The 17,904-nt window shown below is 36.0% G+C and carries 16 protein-coding genes; all 16 read left to right on the top strand.

The annotated features are described in order from the left end of the window. Window positions 1-12: 12 nt before the first annotated feature. The 16 genes from CAAU_RS11175 (at window position 13) to murJ (ending at window position 17,895) form a co-directional block, all read left to right on the top strand. Window positions 13-936 (top strand): hypothetical protein, encoded by a 924-nt coding sequence (locus tag CAAU_RS11175; protein WP_008909549.1) that lies wholly within the window; start codon window positions 13-15, stop codon window positions 934-936. A gap of 75 nt (window positions 937-1,011) precedes the next feature. Beyond that, window positions 1,012-3,489 (top strand): SpoIID/LytB domain-containing protein, encoded by a 2,478-nt coding sequence (locus tag CAAU_RS14000; protein WP_008909548.1) that lies wholly within the window; start codon window positions 1,012-1,014, stop codon window positions 3,487-3,489. 90 nt (window positions 3,490-3,579) lie between these two features. Continuing rightward, the gene (locus tag CAAU_RS11165; protein ID WP_051004417.1) at window positions 3,580-3,951 is read left to right on the top strand and encodes a hypothetical protein; all 372 of its coding nucleotides are present in this window, start codon (window positions 3,580-3,582) and stop codon (window positions 3,949-3,951) included. A gap of 183 nt (window positions 3,952-4,134) precedes the next feature. After that, complete coding sequence (locus CAAU_RS11160; RefSeq protein ID WP_008909546.1) at window positions 4,135-5,964, top strand: polysaccharide biosynthesis protein; 1,830 nt, start codon at window positions 4,135-4,137, stop codon at window positions 5,962-5,964. A 17-nt stretch (window positions 5,965-5,981) separates the two neighbouring features. After that, entirely contained in the window at window positions 5,982-7,088 is a 1,107-nt protein-coding gene (locus CAAU_RS11155) for a DegT/DnrJ/EryC1/StrS family aminotransferase (RefSeq protein WP_008909545.1), read from the top strand. A gap of 162 nt (window positions 7,089-7,250) precedes the next feature. Further along, window positions 7,251-8,567, top strand: a complete 1,317-nt coding sequence (locus CAAU_RS11150; protein WP_008909544.1) for a nucleotide sugar dehydrogenase — start codon at window positions 7,251-7,253, stop codon at window positions 8,565-8,567. 300 nt (window positions 8,568-8,867) lie between these two features. After that, window positions 8,868-9,968 carry a Gfo/Idh/MocA family protein gene (locus CAAU_RS11145; RefSeq protein ID WP_040306553.1) on the top strand — a complete coding sequence of 367 codons (1,101 nt, stop codon included), beginning with the start codon at window positions 8,868-8,870 and terminating at the stop codon, window positions 9,966-9,968. Window positions 9,969-10,064: 96 nt separating this feature from the next. After that, window positions 10,065-10,424, top strand: a complete 360-nt coding sequence (locus CAAU_RS11140; protein WP_008909542.1) for a hypothetical protein — start codon at window positions 10,065-10,067, stop codon at window positions 10,422-10,424. 29 nt (window positions 10,425-10,453) lie between these two features. Beyond that, window positions 10,454-10,837, top strand: a complete 384-nt coding sequence (locus CAAU_RS11135) for a hypothetical protein (protein WP_008909541.1) — start codon at window positions 10,454-10,456, stop codon at window positions 10,835-10,837. A 37-nt stretch (window positions 10,838-10,874) separates the two neighbouring features. After that, entirely contained in the window at window positions 10,875-11,618 is a 744-nt protein-coding gene (locus CAAU_RS11130; RefSeq protein ID WP_008909540.1) for an acyltransferase, read from the top strand. A gap of 10 nt (window positions 11,619-11,628) precedes the next feature. Next, entirely contained in the window at window positions 11,629-12,693 is a 1,065-nt protein-coding gene (gene wecB / locus CAAU_RS11125) for a non-hydrolyzing UDP-N-acetylglucosamine 2-epimerase (RefSeq protein ID WP_008909539.1), read from the top strand. Between the two features lie 24 nt (window positions 12,694-12,717). Then, window positions 12,718-13,944 (top strand): glycosyltransferase family 4 protein, encoded by a 1,227-nt coding sequence (locus CAAU_RS11120; RefSeq protein WP_008909538.1) that lies wholly within the window; start codon window positions 12,718-12,720, stop codon window positions 13,942-13,944. A 12-nt stretch (window positions 13,945-13,956) separates the two neighbouring features. Next, complete coding sequence (locus CAAU_RS11115; protein WP_008909537.1) at window positions 13,957-14,577, top strand: sugar transferase; 621 nt, start codon at window positions 13,957-13,959, stop codon at window positions 14,575-14,577. A gap of 8 nt (window positions 14,578-14,585) precedes the next feature. Beyond that, window positions 14,586-15,233 (top strand): acetyltransferase, encoded by a 648-nt coding sequence (locus CAAU_RS11110; protein WP_008909536.1) that lies wholly within the window; start codon window positions 14,586-14,588, stop codon window positions 15,231-15,233. Next, the gene (locus tag CAAU_RS11105; protein ID WP_008909535.1) at window positions 15,230-16,348 is read left to right on the top strand and encodes a DegT/DnrJ/EryC1/StrS family aminotransferase; all 1,119 of its coding nucleotides are present in this window, start codon (window positions 15,230-15,232) and stop codon (window positions 16,346-16,348) included. Before CAAU_RS11110 ends, CAAU_RS11105 begins: the two co-directional genes overlap by 4 nt. Before the next feature lie 11 nt (window positions 16,349-16,359). Further along, window positions 16,360-17,895 (top strand): murein biosynthesis integral membrane protein MurJ, encoded by a 1,536-nt coding sequence (murJ, locus tag CAAU_RS11100; RefSeq protein WP_008909534.1) that lies wholly within the window; start codon window positions 16,360-16,362, stop codon window positions 17,893-17,895. Window positions 17,896-17,904: the final 9 nt, after the last annotated feature.

Below are 17,904 nucleotides of genomic sequence, written 5' to 3'. Positions count from 1 at the left end.
GAAGGGGATAAAATGGCGAAGAAAATAGGATTTATTTTTGCTTTTATATTAATTTTTATAGGAATTTTATTTGGTCTTTCAACGGCAAAGTATAATCTTCCTGAGGCTAAAGCTTCAGATGAGCTTATTAAAGAGCTAAAGAGTAAGGCTATAAATGGTGGAGTAGTTTGTGTTGATAGTCAAAAGTTAAATGGAGCTATAAAATATTTAAATGTAGATGAGAAAAGCTTTAATGGAGCTTCAATCAAGGGGATTTGGATGGATATTTCAAAGGATGGTTTAATCGTTATTATACCAGTTAAGTATAAATCTTTAGAGGCCTATGTTTATGCAGACAATAAAATTTATGTAGAGGGCGACAAATTAATTCTTGAGCCTAAAAGTATAAAGATTGGGAAATTGCCCCTTCCTGTTTCATTGGTATTAAGAAAAGTCCCAAAGCTTGATGAGAATATAAGGATAAATGGAAATAGGGTTGAGATTGATAAAAAGATTATACCCTTTGATGTTGAAAAGTTAGAAATAAAGGATGGTGCGCTGGTCCTTTCTTTTAAGAAAAAGGTTTTGGAGCTTTTTGAAAAGAAGGATGTAGTGCTTGAAAAAAAGGATATAGTTGTTAAGAACAAGACTGTAACAAAAACTGTTAAAAGGTTTTCGAAGGAAGTTGAGGATTCTTTAAAGAGCGTTAGCCAAAGCCTAAACAGGGTATATGGAAATCTTAAGACGCCTGAAGAAAAGGCCATCGTTTCAACTATTCAGTCAACATTAAATAACTTATTGAAGGATCCCGATTATCCTTATAAAAAGTATGCTGAAAGCGTAAAGGCAAAGTATAAAAAGCTTCCGGATGAGTCAAAATCGAGAATAAAGTCAGCTTTGTTTTCTAATTTGGATCTTGGGGAAGTTATGAAGCTTGTATCTGTATTTGGAATGTAACCACTGCATTTTGCGGTGGTTTTTTGTTGTTTTATGGATAAAAATAGAATATAATGGATGTAAGGGGGTGAGGGGATGAAAAGGATTTTGTCTATTTTTTTGATAATTTCAATGCTTTTGTCCCCAATTAGTGCTTTTGCTAAATATCAGGAGGTCTATTTTCAGGATATTAAGATTGGGCTTGAGAGTATGGCAAGAAATGCTCTTTCTGTGTCTTTAAACGGAGATTATTTGGTAGATGGGGCTTTTTTTCCTTCTGGTTCTATTTTAAACCTATCTATTTCCAACGGATTAGTATCATTTAACGGAAAAACATATCAGGAGCTTTCTTTAGTTCCAGTAGGAGAGGGTTCTTGGATTCGGATAATCTCTGGAACAAAATCAGCAAAGTATCTTGGAAGGATGAGTTTTAAGGCTGTAAATAATTTAATTTTGCCAATCAATATTTTAAATATAGAGGATTATTTAAAGGGGGTTGTTCCAAGGGAGATGAGCGATTCATTCCCTTTAGAGGCCTTAAAAGCACAGGCGGTTGCTGCAAGGTGTTATGCACTTTCTAACATTGGAAAACATAGAATTGATGGGTATGATCTTTGTGATACTGTGCATTGTCAGGTTTATGGAGGATACGATGAAACAAAGGCAAACTCCATAAGGGCGGTAGAAGAAACAAAGGGAATAATTATGACCTACGGAGGAAGGATAATCTCGGCATATTTTTCGGCAAGCAACGGAGGTTGGACTGAGGCATCGGGAAATCCTTGGACAAGCCAATTGCCTTATTTGATTGCAAAGGAAGATACATTTGATACCTACATCTGGCCGGAAAATCCTGTGGTTTTAACTGTTATTGATATCGATTCAAGGTTAAAGGCAAAGAATATATTAGGCCCAAATGACAGATTTTTAAGAATAGATTTAAACTCGATTGTGAGAAACAATAGCGGAAGAATCGCAAGGATGGATGTTGTTTATTTAGACCAAAATGGATTAGAGGTCATAAAAACCTTAACAAAGGAGCAGCCAAGGACGGCATTTAGCTTTAGAAGTGCCCTTTATGATGTTACTTATGATGCAGCAACTGATACTTATACATTTATAGGAAAGGGCTATGGTCACGGCGTTGGAATGAGCCAAATCGGGGCAAGAAATAGAGCCCTTGCGGGGCAAAGGTTTGATGAAATTTTAAAGTTCTATTATGACGGTGCTCAGATTGAGTCTTTGAATTCTAAACTTATTTTACTTAACACGAATAAAGATAAATTTTTGATTGGGGAAGAAATAACGGCAAATCCTATTATTGAAAGTTCAAGCATAGACAATTTACTTTTTAAGTATGAGCTCTATAAGGGAGATACTCTTTTAATTGGGGGAGAATATTCTAAGAATATCGATTTTAAATATCAGCTTCAAGAAGAAGGGGAATACACATTAAAAGCATATATTAGAAATGTTTATTCATCTAAGGATTATGACGATTACAGGGAAGTTAAGTTTAATGTTTACAGGTCCATTAGCGGAGTAAACGTTATTTTAGACAAGAATACTGTTTATGAGAAAAAGCCTGTTAATATAAGCGTATTGACGGAGGGTGGAAGCGATAGGATAGCTTATAAGATAGAGGTTTATAAGGATGAGAACTTAGTTTATGGGCAGGATTTTAATTATGTAAATAGTATTGCCTTTGTTCCTCAGGAGATTGGGGAGTATGTTGTTAAGGCAGAGGTAAAGGATGAGCTGCAGCCTGAAAATGTGTTAAGTTATGAGTTAAAGTTTAATGTGGTTAAAGAGCCGGTATCAAGGGGAAGCTCCTTTAAATTAAAAAAGGGAATGAAGGATATAAGGATTAAAACTTTGCAAGGGGCATTGAATACACTTTTGTATAATATAGGAACACCAACGGGATATTTTGGGGATAAGACATACAATGCAGTTGTAGACTATCAAAAGAAAAAGGGACTAAAAGCGACTGGAATTGTAGATGAGAATTTATACAACATGATTTTAAAGGATGCAAAGACTTTTAATGCACTTAAGTTAACTTATAAGAGGGTATTGAGGTTAAATGTAAAGGGTGATGATGTAAAAAGGCTACAAAATGCGTTAAATAAGTTAGGTTATAATGTTCAAGTGAACGGGATTTTTGATGCTAAGACAGTATCTGTGGTTAAAAAGCTGCAGAAGGATAATAGAATGGTTATCGATGGGGTTGTAGGAAAGGCTGTGGTTAATAAGATCAATATCCTTCTTGCTGAAAAAATAAAGAGGGAAAAAGATGTTCCTAATGATAATAATGAAGGTGTTTCAAGAGGGAATTTATCTGAACAACAAGTTAACATTAGTAGAGTGCTAAAGAAGGGGATGGAAGGAAATGATGTTAAAGCCCTGCAAAGCGCCCTATTAAGATTAGGGTATCTGCAGCAGAGTGCAGTTACGGGATACTTTGGAAGTATTACCGAAACAGCTGTTAAAAGTTTTCAAAGGGATAAGGGGCTTTATGCAGATGGAATTGCAGGAAAAGCAACATTAGAAAAATTAGGATTTAAGTTTTAGGCAAGTAGGTTCTACTTGCCTTTTTGTGTAAATATATGTAAATTGCTATAAAAGCTGATTTGTGGTAAAATTTTAGTGGAGGTGCAGATGGTGGAGGAAAAGGTTTTAAAGCTTCTTGAGAATCTAACAGAAGGTGTCAATGGTTTAAGGGAGGATTTAAGGGAGACTAATAGAAAGTTAGACAGACTTGAGGAAAGAATGGATAAATTAGAATCTAGAATGGATAAATTAGAGAGTGAAGTGGGACTTATTAAAGAACAGGTAAAGGAAAACACAGAGATTTTAAGGGCTGTTGAACATGCAAGTGAAGTTCACAAGGCTGAGATAGATAAGCTTACATACGATGTTGCTGAAATGGCAGCTGATGTAAAGGCAATAAGAAAGGATTTTAGTTTAGTTGAGGAGATTACTGCAAAGAATTGGTATGAAATTATACAGATAAAGAAGAATATAAAAATGTAACGCCGCCTAAGTTTAGGGCGGTTTTTTAAAATCTTAAATCTTAAGTGCCTGGCACCTAAATTTAATAAAAAATTTAAAATTTAAGAAGGGTAAGAGGGGCAAAAACATTTTACTATTATTTGCAAATGGAGTATAATTATAAATGATTGTGTTAAAATTTTTCTAAAGATTGGGGAATATGATATGAAACGCAGGATAAAGGTGGCACTTTTAGTTTTAAGCGACATAATTTTTATAAACGCTGCGATTTTTTTAGGATACTTTTTTAGATTTTCCTGGAGGATACCTCCGGCATATCTTGAAAGATACAAAGAATCCTTTATTCCAATTTCAATATTGATGGTTATATCCTTTTACATATTTAAGCTGTATACAAGCATATGGAGATATGCAAGTATAGAGGAGCTCTTGTCGGTTATCGTTGCGGTATCGGTAGGAAGTGCTGTTTCTTTTATATATGGTGTTGTGATGAGAAATAGGCTTCCCCTTAGCGTTTATTTTGTTATGTGGGCCTTTACGATAATGGCAAGTGGAGGCCTTAGATTCCTAAGAAGGGTTATAATGCACTTTGAGGGGATGCAGGCCCTTTCAGGCAAAAAAGGAAAGAGAATTTTAATATTTGGCGCTGGGGATGCAGGGGCTATCGTTGCAAAGGAGATGAAAAAGCATCCGGAGCTTGGATACATTCCGGTTGCCTTTGTGGATGATGATAAGTCTAAAAAGGGAAAATACATTCAAGGAATTCCTATAGTTGGCGATAGAAATGACCTTGGGGATGTAGTAGAGGAGATGGCAATAGATGAGATTTTAATTGCCATTCCTTCGGCCGATAAGGAGGAGAGGGCAGAGATTATAAGGCTATGCAGCCAGACGGGATGCAAGCTAAAGACTTTGCCGGGGATATATGAGCTAATCGGCGGTAAGGTTACCATAAGCCAGATAAGAGACGTTGAAATAGAGGACCTTTTAGGAAGGGAGCCGGTGGAGCTCAATATCGACGAGATTGCCGACTATTTAAAGGATAAAGTTGTTTTGGTAACCGGCGGAGGAGGCTCAATTGGGTCAGAGCTATGTAGGCAGATTGCAAGGTTTAATCCTAAGAAACTTCTTATATTGGACATTTACGAAAACGGAGCCTACAACCTTTCGATGGAATTAAAATCTCAATATAAGGACCTTGACCAGGAGGTTATAATAGCTTCAATAAGGGAAAGGGAAAGATTAAGGGAGATATTTAAAAAATACAGGCCAAACGTTGTTTTCCATGCAGCAGCCCATAAGCACGTTCCTTTAATGGAGGCTAATCCTAAGGAGGCTATAAAAAACAATATATTAGGAACACTAAATGTAGTAAGGTGTGCTGATGAATTTGGCGTTGAAAAGTTTGTTTTAATCTCGACGGATAAGGCGGTTAATCCAACAAATATAATGGGGGCAACCAAAAGATTTGCCGAGATGATAATACAAGCCTATGATAAGGTAAGTAAAACCGAATACGTTGCTGTAAGATTTGGAAATGTGTTAGGCAGCAGCGGAAGTGTAATCCCTCTTTTTAAGGAGCAGATTAAAAAGGGAGGTCCGGTTACGGTAACCCATCCCGAGATAAACAGATACTTTATGACCATACCTGAGGCTGCACAGCTTGTAATTCAAGCAGGCGCAATGGCAGAGGGTGGAGAGATTTTTGTCCTTGATATGGGAAAACCTGTTAAAATTGTGGATCTTGCAAGGCAGTTAATAAGGCTCTCGGGATTCGAGCCGGATAAGGATATAAAGATTGAATTTACCGGGTTAAGACCTGGAGAAAAGCTCTATGAGGAGCTTTTGATGAATGAAGAGGGGCTTAAAAAGACAAAGCATAAGAAGATTTTTATCGGAAAGCCTGGGGAGTTTGATGTTGATAAGATCAATTCTATGATAGAGAGCCTTATTGATGCTTTAGATGATGAAGATGAAAAGATATTTAAACTTATGGAGGAATTTGTTCCAACATATAAAAGAAAGCAAGATTAAGCTTGGGAGGTTTAATTATGAACATTCAGCTTTTGGATCTTTTGGCACAGTATGAGACTATCAAAGATGAGATTAAAGAGGCTGTAATATCAACTATAGAGTCAGGACACTATATCTTAGGATCGCAGGTTAAAAAGCTTGAAGAGGATATTGCAAAATACTGCGGCGTAAAACATGGTATTGGTGTTGCTAATGGAACAGATGCCCTTTTATTAACACTTAAGGCCTTTGGGATAGGAGAAGGAGACGAGGTTATAACATCACCCTTTACCTTTTTTGCATCGGCAGAGACGATATCCCAGGCAGGGGCAAAGCCAGTCTTTGTTGATATAGACCCTGATACATACTGCATTGATGTAGATAGGATTGAGGAAAAAATCACTGAGAGGACAAAGGCCATAATCCCTGTCCACATCTTTGGCCAGATGGTGGATATGGATAGGATAATGGAGATTGCTAAAAAGCATAATCTTATAGTTATAGAGGATGCTTGCCAGGCAATTGGTGCTGAGTATAAGGGAAAAAAGGCGGGTTCAATAGGCCATGCAGCTTGTTTTTCCTTCTTCCCAACTAAAAATTTAGGCGGATACGGCGATGGAGGAATGGTTGTTACAAATGATGATGCTGTTGCTGAAAGGATTAGAATGCTAAGGTTCCACGGAAGCAAGGTAAAATATTATCATGAGATCTTAGGATATAACAGCAGACTCGATGAGCTTCAGGCGGCCATTTTAAATGTTAAGTTTAAGTATTTAGATGAATGGAACAGAAAAAGGGCAGAAAAGGCAGAAATTTATAACGAGCTTTTAAAGGACACAAGCTGTAAACTACCAGTTGCAAGGGATTATAATAAACATATATATCATTTATATATAATTCAACATGAAAAGAGGGATGAGCTAATAAAATACCTTAAGGACAATGGGGTAGCAACAGGAATATACTACCCGGTTCCACTGCATCTACAAAACGTATACAAGGACCTTGGATACAAGGAAGGGGACCTTCCAAATGCAGAATATGCAAGCAAAAGGACCTTTGCAATTCCACTATATCCAGAACTTACTTTAGAGCAGCAAAAATATGTTGCAGAAAAAATTAAGGAGTTCGAAAACTTAAAATAAGGTGCCAGGCACCAAAAGTTAAGTTGTAATGAGGATAATTTTAAGATAAAATTTAATTGTTAATGTTTTAACTATAAAAACGATACTTCAATGGAACTATATGGAAATGTCAAAATGTCAAAAAGTCAAGTGCCAGGCACTTAAGAAAAAGGAGGAAAATGTATGTCAACTAAAGAAATGCTCTTAGAAAAGATACAAAATAAAACAGCGGTAATTGGGGTTGTGGGCCTTGGTTATGTTGGGCTTCCCCTTGCAGTTGAAAAGGCAAAGGCAGGCTATAAGGTAATAGGCTTTGACATTCAGCAAAAAAGATGCGATATGGTAAACGAAGGACACAACTACATAGGGGACGTTGTTGATGAGGAACTTGCTGATCTTGTTAAAAAGGGAATGATCTATGCAACTACAGATTATTCAAGAATTGCAGAGGTTGACTGCGTTGCGATATGCGTTCCAACACCACTTGATAAGTATAAGCAGCCGGATATAACATATGTTGTTAATTCAACAGAGAGCATAGCAAAGTATCTTCATAAGGGAATGCTTGTAGTTTTAGAGTCAACAACATATCCAGGAACAACAGAGGAAGTTGTAAAGCCAATACTTGAAAAGACAGGATTAAAGTGCGGAGAGGATTTTTATCTTGCCTTCTCACCAGAGAGGGTTGACCCAGGTAACAAGTTCTTCAAGACAAAGAATACTCCAAAGGTAGTAGGTGGGGTTACTAAGGACTGCACAGAGATTGCAGCAACTTTATATAGAAACGTTTTAGAAGGAGAAATATTTACAGTATCATCACCAGCGGTAGCAGAGATGGAAAAGATACTTGAAAATACGTTTAGAAATATAAACGTAGCCCTTGTAAACGAAATGGCCATCCTTTGCGAAAGAATGGGAATAGACGTATGGGAAGTTATAGAAGCAGCAAAGACAAAGCCATATGGATTTATGGCATTCTATCCAGGGCCAGGTCTTGGTGGCCACTGCATTCCAATAGACCCATTCTATTTAACATGGAAGGCAAGGGAATATGATTATCATACAAGACTAATTGAAATAGCAGGGGAAATAAACGACTACATGCCAGAGTTTGTTGTGGAAAAGGCATCACATATATTAAACGACTTTAAAAAGCCACTTAATGGTTCAAAGGTTTTACTTTTAGGTGCAGCGTATAAGAAGGATATAGATGATTTAAGAGAATCACCAACTTTAAAGGTAATTGAACATCTTGAAAAGAGAAATGCTAAAGTTTCATACAACGATCCATATATACCAGAGTTTACACACAACGGAAAGCATTATGTGTCAGTTGAACTTACAGAAGAAACTTTAAAGGATGCGGATATAGTAATAATAACAACAGACCATTCAAAGTATGATTATGATTTTATAGTAAAAAATGCAAAGGTTGTATTCGACACAAGAAATGCAACTAAAGAAGTTTTAGAAAACCGAGACAAGATAATCAAGCTTTAATCCTTTAGGCACTTTTGCTTTTGCAAAAGTGCCTTTGTAAAAGGGACGGTTCATTACTTTTATAAACTTTAGGGGAAATAAAAGTATGGACTTAAAAATTCGAGACGATAATCAGGTTTAAATAAAAAATAAGTCCCAATAATAGAAAAAAGGGATAATGAGATTATTGGTTTTAAAAGCAAGTTACATTAAAATAGTGTGAAATAATTTTGCTAAGATGGCTAAAAATTTTATATGGAAAAATTTGAAAATGTCAAAAAGTCAAAAAGTCAAGAGGCAGGCACTCAAGGAGGTAATTTTATGAAGTTAAAGTTTGCGATAATTGGATGTGGAAGAATTTCATATAAGCATGTTGAGGCGATTGTAAATAATCATGATGAGGCAGAGCTTGTTGCAACCTGCGATGTTGATATAGAAAAGGCAAGGGCAAAGGCAAATGAATATATCAATAAAATAGAAGGTGCAAAGGTAAATGTTTACGCTGATTATAAAGAGATGATTGAAAAGGAAGATATAGATGTTGTAACTATTGCTACAGAAAGCGGATATCACCCAGAAATTGCAATTTACTGTATGGAAAAGGGAAAGCACGTTATAGTTGAAAAACCAATGGCCCTTTCAACAAAGGATGCAGATAAGATGATTGAAACTGCAAAGAGAAAAGGCGTTAAACTCTGCGTATGCCACCAAAACAGATTTAATAAGCCAATCCAAATGCTAAGAAGGGCCCTTGAGGAAGGAAGATTTGGAAAGCTAATCAACGGAATGGCAAGCATTAGATGGAATAGAAATATGAACTACTACAAGCAGGCACCCTGGAGGGGAACTTGGGAGCTCGATGGTGGAACATTGATGAATCAGTGCATACATGACATCGACCTTCTTCAATGGATGATGGGAGGAGAGATCGATTCCGTTTATGCCCAAACAGGGAACTTTATAAGGGATATCGAAGCGGAAGATTTTGGCGCTATTATAATTAGATTCAAAAACGGTGCAATTGGAATTGTGGAAGGAAGCGCTTGTGTATATCCAAAGAATTTAGAGGAGACATTAAGCATATTTGGTGAAAATGGCTCAGTTGTTATTGGAGGCCTTGCAGTAAATAGGATTGAAACTTGGAGATTTGCAGATGGTAAGGATTCAGAGGAAGAAATACTTAAGATGCAGGAAGGGGATCCTGATACAGTTTACGGATACGGGCACACACCTTTATTTAAGGACATGATAGATGCTATAAAGAGTAATAGGGAGCCACTTGTTAACGGCGAAGAAGGTAGAAAGGGAATGGAAATAATACTTGCAGCGTATAAGTCACAAAAAACAGGAATGCCTGTAAAATTCCCAATTGGAGATTTTTCAACCCTTGATATGAAGGATGCGGATATTAAAATTAAATAAATATCTATACGAAATTGATACTATAAAATAAGTTTAATTTATGTAAAACATATATGCATTTAATTAGTAGGGCATAAGGTAACGAAGGTGGGATGGATGAAGCGATTTTTTGAAAGAGTATATGCAGATTTTTTAAAAGAACCTAGATTTAAGGAATATGAGGATATAATTAGATTAGCTATTGAAAAGGGATACATCGTAACTTCTGTTATTGATTATTATAGAAATTATATGAATAAAGATGAAAAGGTATTAATTTTAAGACATGATATCGATGTTGACAAAAAAGGTGCAAGGATTTTCTTTGAAATAGAAAAAAGGTATAATGTTAAAGCATCATATTATTTTAGATTAAGCACTATTGATTATTCTTTAATGGACGACATAGTTAAATATAGCAGCGAAGTTGGATATCACTACGAAGAGCTTGCAACATATTGTAAAAGAATAAAATAAAAAGTAAACTTAGCATAATTGAAAAGGATTTGGAAAATATTTATGACGAATTTGTAAGTAACTTGAATACGTATTTTAAAGGCTATGACATAAAATCCATAGCAAGTCATGGAGATTTTTATAATAAGCATATAGGAGTTCCAAATCATTATTTGTTTGAAAAATATAGCTATGAAGACTTAGGAATAACAGTGGAAACATATAAAAAAGAGCTATTAGAAAGTTTGGATGCCTATGTTTCAGATGCAAGGTTAAAGCCCTTTTGGAGGGATGGATATTCAGTGGTTGATGCTATCAAAGAAAATAAGAAAAAGATACTGTTTTTAAGTCATCCTGCTAATTGGAATGGATTTACATTTGAAAATTTTAAAGAAAATATTAAAAGATTGTATGAAAGTTTTTATATGATTTAGCATTAGTAATGCTCAATTATTACTAAGGAGGATTTGTATGAATTATATTTCGGAGAGCGCAAAGCTTGGGGAAAATGTATCTGTTGGAAGGTTTAGCGTTATTGAAGATGATGTAGTTATAGGAAACAATTGCATAATCGGCAACAACGTTGTTATTCATAAAGGAACTGTTATCGGGGATAATGTAAGGATCGATGATAATACTGTTATAGGTAAAAAGCCAATGAGGGCGGTAAACAGCATATTTAAAGATGAAAAGGAGCTTCCGCCTGCAAAAATTTCAAGCGGATGTTTAATCGGTGCAGGGGTTGTTATTTACTGCGGCTGTGAAATAGGAGAAAACACATTGGTTGCAGACCTTGCAACAATTAGGGAAAATGTAACGATTGGTAGTAAAACGATTATAGGACGCGGCGTTGCAGTTGAAAATTTCTGCAAGGTTGGCTCCAACTGTAAACTTGAGACAAATGCCTATATTACAGCCTATTCAGAGCTTGAGGACTACGTATTTGTTGCACCAGGCGTTGTAACCTCTAACGATAATTTTGCAGCAAGGTCAAAGGAAAGATTTAAACATTTTAAGGGAGTTACAATAAAAAAAGGTGGAAGAATCGGTGCACAGGCAACTATATTGCCCGGGAAAACCATTTATGAGGATGGATTTGTGGCAGCAGGTGCAGTTGTTACAAAGGATGTAGAATCTGGAAAGATCGTTGCAGGAAATCCAGCAAAATACTTCAAGGATGTTCCAGAGGATCAGCTTTTAAAGAATCAATTTTAAGGAGGATTATATGAAAATACTAACGGTAATCGGAGCAAGGCCCCAGTTTATAAAGGCTGCTCCAGTATCAAGGGAGATTAGAAAACATTTTAAGGAAATAATAGTCCATACAGGACAACATTATGATGAAAATATGTCGAATATATTTTTTGAAGAGCTTAATATCCCAAAACCGGACTATAACCTTAATGTTGGATCGGGAAAACATGGAGAGCAGACGGGGAATATGCTAATAAAAATAGAAGAAGTAATTTTAAAAGAAAAACCTGATGCTGTATTAGTTTACGGCGATACAAATTCAACTTTGGCAGGTGCCCTTGCAGCAAGTAAGCTTCTTATCCCTGTTATTCACGTTGAAGCAGGATTAAGAAGCTTTAACAAGGCAATGCCAGAGGAGCAAAATAGGGTTTTAACAGATCACATTTCGGATTTATTGTTTTGCCCAACGGAAACAGCAGTAAAGAATTTAAAAAGTGAAGGAATTGAAAAGGGAGTTTACAACGTTGGGGATGTAATGTTCGACAGCATCCTTTATAACATTGAAATTGCAAAGAAAAAATCTAACATTTTAGAAAGATTAGGGCTTAAGGAAAAGGAATATATCCTTGTTACAATCCACAGGGCTGAAAATACAAATTATAAAGAAAAACTTATAAATATATTCAATGCCTTAAAGGATTCTAATGAAAAAATAGTTCTTCCCCTTCACCCAAGAACAAGAAAATTTATAAATGATTATGGCATAGAAGTTGGACAAAATATAGAGATTATAGAGCCCGTTGGTTACCTTGACATGATTATGCTTGAATTGTCTGCTAAAAAGATATTAACCGATAGCGGCGGAGTCCAAAAGGAAAGCTATTTCTTAGACGTTCCATGTATTACCATGAGGGAGGAGACCGAGTGGATTGAAACGGTTGAAGATGGATGGAATGTCCTTGTTGGAAGCGATTATGAGGCCATTTTAAATGCTATTAGATTCTTTATGCCAAAGGGTGAAAAACACGATTATTTTGGTAATGGGCATTCAAGCGAAAGAATTGTGGAAATCATAAACAGGACATTGCAAAAATAAATGCTGGACTGAGGTGTTGGTTTAATGAAAAGAATCTGGATAATGAACCACTACGCTGTTCCACCAACAATTGGCGGCGGGACAAGGCACTTTGATTTTGCAGAGGAACTTGTAAAAAGGGGATATGACGTTACAGTTATCGCCTCCAGCTTTGATTTAAAAACAAGAACTGAAAGGTTGAATGAAGGGGAAAAATATAGAATAGAAAATATTAATGGAGTTAAATTCCTTTGGATAAGAACTTTTCCATATAAAACAAACGATTATAAAAGATTTATCAATATGATTTCCTTTGCAATAAATTCATATAAACTTTTGAAAAAATTTGAAGGGCCGGATGTAATCATAGCATCATCCGTCCATCCCTTTACATGTATTGCAGGATACTACCTAGCAAGAAAATTTAATGCAAGGTATATAGCAGAGATTAGGGACCTTTGGCCGGAAACTTTAATCGACATGGGGGCTATGAGAAAGAATAGCCTTCCTGCAAAGGTATTTTATGCAATTGAAAAGTTTATTTATGATAGAGCAGAAAAGATAATAGTCCTTTTGCCCGGCGCAGGAGATTATATAAAATCTGTTGGAAACTATAAAGATAAGATAGTTTATATTCCAAATGGAGTATTAGTAAAAAGGTTTGATGATGTGTTAAATAAGGATATGAGTCAGGATGTTAAGAATATTTTAAAGGAGCATGAGGGTAAAATAAAGGCGGTTTACCTTGGAGCTATGGGACCTGCAAACGCCCTTCATGTAATCCTTGAGGCTGCAAATATAATTAAAGAGAAGGGGATAAACAATATAGATATCCTGCTAATTGGCGATGGCCCTGAGAAGGAAAGGCTAATTAAACTCAAAGAAGATATGCAGCTTGATAATGTTTATATATACGATCCAATCAAAAAGGTTGATGTTCCGCATATTCTTAAAAATATAGATATATGCTTATTTAACCTTAAAGACCTTGATGTTTTTAAATATGGAATTAGCCCTAACAAGATGTTCGATTATCTTTGCAGTGGAAATCCTATTTTATTCTCCTGCAGGGCAACAAACGATTTAGTTAAAGAATCCGGTGCAGGAATTTCAATAAACCCTGAATCGCCGGTTGAATTTGCAAATGCACTTGTTACACTTTCAAGAATGACAGAGGACGAAAGAAGGGCCCTTGGTGAAAAGGGAAGAAGATACGTCGAGGAAAACCACGATATATCAAAACTTGTTGATAGACTTGAGAGTTTGTTTTAAGGATGTGAGAGGATGAAGAAGTTACAGCTTTTTATAAAAAGGCTATTTGACTTTCTTTTAAGTCTAATCCTTCTTATTGTTTTATCCCCTCTGTTTTTAATAATCGCAATTCTTATTAAACTTGATTCAGAGGGAGAGGTATTCTTTAAGCAGGAAAGAGCAGGACTTAACGGAAAGCCATTTATGATATATAAATTTAGAACAATGGTTAAAAACGCTGAAAAGATTGGTGATGGCTATTATACAGGTGAAAATGACCCAAGAATTACAAGGATAGGAAGATTTTTAAGAAAAACAAGCCTTGATGAGCTTCCACAGCTTATAAACATTTTGAAGGGCGAGATGAGCATAATAGGTCCAAGGCCAACCCTTATGTATCAAGTTGAAAAATACGACGATTTTCAAAGAAAAAGGCTTTTAATGAAGCCTGGAGTTACAGGCCTTGCACAGGTTTACGGAAGAAACTCCCTATCCTGGCCTGAAAGGATAAAGTATGATGTTTATTATGTGGAAAACTGGAACCTTTGGATGGATATAAAGATTTTCTTTAAAACCTTTTTAGTGGTTTTAAAGGGTGAAGGTGTTTACGCTGAAAAGGAAAAGTTTATAATAAAAGATAAGGATGAGCTGTAGGTGATGGTATGGATGTTATAATAGTAGGTGCAGGAGGCCATGCAAGGGTTATCCTTGATATTCTCCTTGCGATGAAAAATATTAACAATATAAACATATTAGGCTTTATTGATGATAACAAAGAGGGAGAAATATTGGGCTATAAAATTTTAGGAAAGCTTGATGATATTAAAGCCCTAAAGGAGATTTATCCTAATTTAAAGGCTGTTCCTGCAATTGGCGATAATAAAATTAGAAAAAATATAGTTCAAAAACTCGATTCTTTTGGAGTAGAGCTTTTTACTGCAGTTCATCCAAGCGCTGTTATAGGAGGAAATGTTAAAATAGGCGAAGGAACTGTTGTAATGCCCATGGCGGTTATAAACAACAGTGCTAAAATTGGAAGGGCTGCCATTATAAATTCATCGGCAGTTGTTGAACACGATAACGTAATAGGGGATTTTGCCCATATATCCCCTGGAGCTCACCTTGCTGGCACGGTAAGGGTGGGGGATTTTACCCATGTAGGAACTGGCGCTAATGTTATTCCTGGGGTAAAGATTGGCAAAAACGTTACTATTGGAGCTGGGGCGACGGTTATTAAGGACATTGAAGACAATGCCGTTGCTGTTGGCGTGCCAGCTAAAGTTATAAAGTTTAAGGAGGATTTAGAATGAAAGTTCCATTGGCAAAACCGGATATCACCCAAAGGGAAATAGATGCCGTTGTGGAGGTTATGAAATCCGGCATTTTAAGCATAGGACCTAAAATAGAGGAATTTGAAAAAAAAGTTGCTGAATATGTGGGCGTAAAATATGCTGTTGCAGTAAACAGCGGAACAAGTGCCCTAAACCTTATCGTAAAGGCCCTTGGAATAGGAAAGGACGATGAGGTTATAACAACTCCCTTTAGCTTTGTTGCCTCTGTAAACTGCTTTTTAATGGAGGGGGCAAAGCCTGTATTTGTTGACATAGACCCTAAAACATTAAACATGAACATAGATGAAGTTGAAAAGCATATTACTCCAAAAACAAAGGCGATACTTGCAGTTGACGTTTTTGGTCAGCCTATAAATATGAAAAGACTAAGAGAAATTGCAGATAAACATAACCTTCATCTTATCGAGGATAGCTGCGAAGCACTAGGCTCAGTTTATGATGGCGTAAAGGCAGGAAAGCTTGCTGATGCAGCAGCCTTTGCCTTTTATCCAAACAAGCAGATTACAACCGGCGAAGGTGGAATAATTGTAACTGATAATAAAGAAATAGCAGAGCTTGCCCAAAGCTTAAGAAGTCAAGGCAGAGCCATAACCGGCTTTTGGCTTCATCACGAAAGATTAGGATATAACTATAGGATGAGCGAGCTAAATGCTGCATTAGGTTCTATTCAGATGGATAGGCTTGATGAAATAATTCAAAAGAGGCTAAAAGTAGCTAAAAGATATGATGAAATTTTAGGCAAAATCGAGGGCGTTGAAGTTCCATATATAGATCCAAAGGTTGATGTCATGAGCTACTTTGTTTATGTTGTTAAACTTTCTAAGGATGTTGACAGGGACAAGGTAATGGCATATCTTAAGGAAAATGGAGTAGGCTGTAGACCATACTTTACGCCAATTCATGTTCAGCCTTATATGGTTGAGATGTTTGGATACAAAGAAGAAGATTTTCCGGTAACTTCAGATGCAGGAAGAAGATGCGTTGCACTTCCATTCTACAATGATTTATCCGATGAAGAGGCAAATTATGTTGCAGAAAAACTTGAGGAAGCTGTTAAACTATTCAAAAGATAATGGAGGTTGTGATGGGAAGAGTTAATCTTGCAAAGGCTGCAGGGGTGGTAATTTTTATTACCATCCTTAGCAAAGTTTTTGGCTTTTTTAGGACCATCCTTATTGCAAGTAGTTTCGGAACTACTATTGAGAGCGATGCATATGTGGTGTCCCTTACGATTCCCCTTATTATTTATTCAGTAATAGGGGCTGCTGTAAACACTACGTTTATTCCCCTTTTGAGCAGAAACTTAACTCAAAAGGGAAAGGATGAGATGATAAGATTTGCAAATAACGTAATGAACATATTGTTTTTATTTTCAGTTGCCTTTTTCCTTTTAGGCTTTGTTTTATCGCCTCAGATAGTTAGAATTATTGCCCATGGATTTTACGGCGAAAAATATAATCTTACAATAAAGCTAACAAGAATAAGTATGTTCAATATATTAGCCCTTAGTATGACGGCGGCCTTTATGTCAATTCTTCAGACGCTTAATGAATTTAAAGCTCCTGCAATGGTGGGAATTGCCCTTGACCTTCCTATTATAATTTATTTAATCTTAGGAGCAAAGTTTGGAATAGTAGGGCTTTCAATTGCAACGCTTTTAGGATACACATTGCAATTTGTAATTCAAATTCCTTATCTTATAAAACATGGATATAAGTATAGCTTTAATATAGATTTTAAGGACCCGCAGGTTAAGGAAATGCTTTATTTGATTATGCCAATACTTATTGGGACAACGGTTAATCAAATAAACTCAATTGTTGATAAAACCATGGCATCCAGCCTTCCAACAGGCAATATTTCCGCCTACAATTTTGCAATAAACGTAAACAGTATGCTATATGGAGTATTTGTTGCATCTATTGTTATGGTAATATATCCTGCAATATCAAGGGAAGGTGCCAACAGGGCCTATGATAATATGAAAATTTTTATCCACAAGGGAATTGTAAGCATTCTTCTTATAATGGTTCCTGCTGCGGTAGGCCTATTTGTTCTTAAGGTTGATATTTTGACTTTATTTTTCAAAAGGGGTATGTTCAACGACAATTCCTTAAAGCTTACCGTCTATGCCCTTTCCTTTTTACTTTTAGGCCTTCCCTTTTATGGGGTAAGGGATGTATTTAATAGGGCATTTTATGGAATAAACGATACAAAAACTCCAATGCTAAATGGAATAGTTGGAGTGCTTTTAAATATAACTTTAAATTTAATTTTAGTGAGATTCCTTGGAATAGGTGGACTTGCTTTTGCAACATCCATCTCTGCTATAACAACAAGTATTCTACTTGGAATTGCTTTAAGCAAAAGAATTGGTGGAGTTGGAGGAAAGAGGATTTTTAAATCCTTTTCTAAAATAACTCTAGCAGCCATTATAATGGGCCTTTGTGTTTTGGCAGTGGATTCCCTTTTAAAGCTTTATCTTAAGGGATTTATTGGAATGGTTATAAATCTAATTCTATCTGTAATAACAGGAATTTTAGTTTATTTTATTGCCCTTAAAATATTAAAATTAGAAGAGCTTGATGATGCTTTAAAATTGGTTTTAAGAAAAAAATAGTTTGGTGGT

Source organism: Caloramator australicus RC3, from assembly GCF_000297115.1.
GTDB classification, from domain to species: domain Bacteria; phylum Bacillota; class Clostridia; order Clostridiales; family Caloramatoraceae; genus Caloramator; species Caloramator australicus.
The sequence above is the reverse complement of the archived record's forward strand: the minus strand, read 5'-3'. Positions and strand labels throughout refer to the sequence as shown.